This is a genomic window from Helicobacter aurati (genome assembly GCF_003364265.1).
GTDB classification, from domain to species: domain Bacteria; phylum Campylobacterota; class Campylobacteria; order Campylobacterales; family Helicobacteraceae; genus Helicobacter_A; species Helicobacter_A aurati.
Window position 1 is genome coordinate 1 of the sequence record NZ_NXLW01000040.1, and the last position, 1145, is coordinate 1145.

The 1145-nt window shown below is 35.5% G+C and carries 2 protein-coding genes; one reads left to right on the top strand and one right to left on the bottom strand.

Features of this window, described 5'->3' with window-relative positions; genetic code table 11:
- Positions 1-76 precede the first annotated feature (76 nt).
- Entirely contained in the window at positions 77-745 is a 669-nt protein-coding gene (gene plsY, locus CQA66_RS09060) for a glycerol-3-phosphate 1-O-acyltransferase PlsY (RefSeq protein ID WP_115582663.1), read from the bottom strand.
- 194 nt (positions 746-939) lie between these two features.
- On the opposite strand from plsY, the gene CQA66_RS09065 reads away from it, so the two are divergent.
- On the top strand, positions 940-1119 hold the full coding sequence (locus tag CQA66_RS09065) for a hypothetical protein (protein ID WP_115582664.1): 180 nt from the start codon (positions 940-942) through the stop codon (positions 1117-1119).
- The last annotated feature ends 26 nt before the right edge of the window (positions 1120-1145 follow it).

Genomic DNA, 1145 nt, shown 5'->3' on the forward strand with positions numbered 1-1145 from the left:
AAAGCCCTAAGAATAGCAAAGTATCAAAGTTACAGAATAGAGGAGCTTAATCGAATATTGCGACTTTAAGTATCAACTACATTTCAATCTTTTGTTCTCGTCTGGTAATCAAACGCATAATATTATCAGTATGCGTATAAACAATAATAATGCCAATTAATACAATAGGAACATGTGTCCCTATTTGACTGCTAATATTAATAGATTCTGGCAAGGCAATATAGGACGGAACAATAAAAGTAAAAGCAATACCGCCAAGCACGCCAAATAAAGAAGCGAGACTTGAAATTCTAAAAAACCTACCCACGATACCCCATATAATAAGCCCTAATATTGCCTCAACAGGAATAAGCAACAACACCGAGCCTATTGCCGTAGACACTCCCTTGCCGCCCTGAAAACCTAGAAATGGACTATAACAATGCCCAAGAATTGCTAAAATCGCAATAGCATATTGTGTTGCAAAATCTAAGCCCACAATCTTCGCAACCAACACAACAATCAGCCCCTTAATCGCATCAAAAACAAGGGTGATTTGTGAAAATATCTTTGCTTTTTTTATATCTTGTTCGGCAAATGCACGATACACGTTTGTTGCACCAGTGCTTTTAGAGCCAATCTCTAAAAGATTCTTATTTGCAAAAACTTTCACGATAATTACCCCCACAGGCAAACCGCCCATTAAATACGCAATTACATAAAAGATTATATTGATATTCCCAATTATTTCTAATATTTCTGCCATTGTTTCCCTTGTGTTTGATTCTTGACAAAGTGTCGCAATTACAAATTATACCAATTTACTATATTGAGATGTAAATTCTCTGTTTATTTTGGACTTAGTAACCCTTACTTAAAGTCGCAATATTCGATTAAGCTCCTCTATTCTGTAACTTTGATACTTTGCTATTCTTAGGGCTTTGCCGAAGAGTCTTAATCTTGTATTGTCATTCTAAGCATGAAGTATCCCTGCAAAACAACACAGATACTTCACTTGCTATGCAAGCTCAGTATGACAAAAGCATAAATTGTCATTCTGAAGAAGTACGAAGTACGACTGAAGAATCTCAAAATGTAGAATCCCAAAATGATTCTTGTCATTCTAAACCTGCTTTGTAAAATGTAGAATCTCACTCAATGGATTC

Coding starts and splice junctions, on each gene's coding strand:
- plsY (WP_115582663.1), bottom strand. CDS start 745: ATGGCAGAAATATTAGAAATAATTGGGAATATCAATATAATCTTTTAT.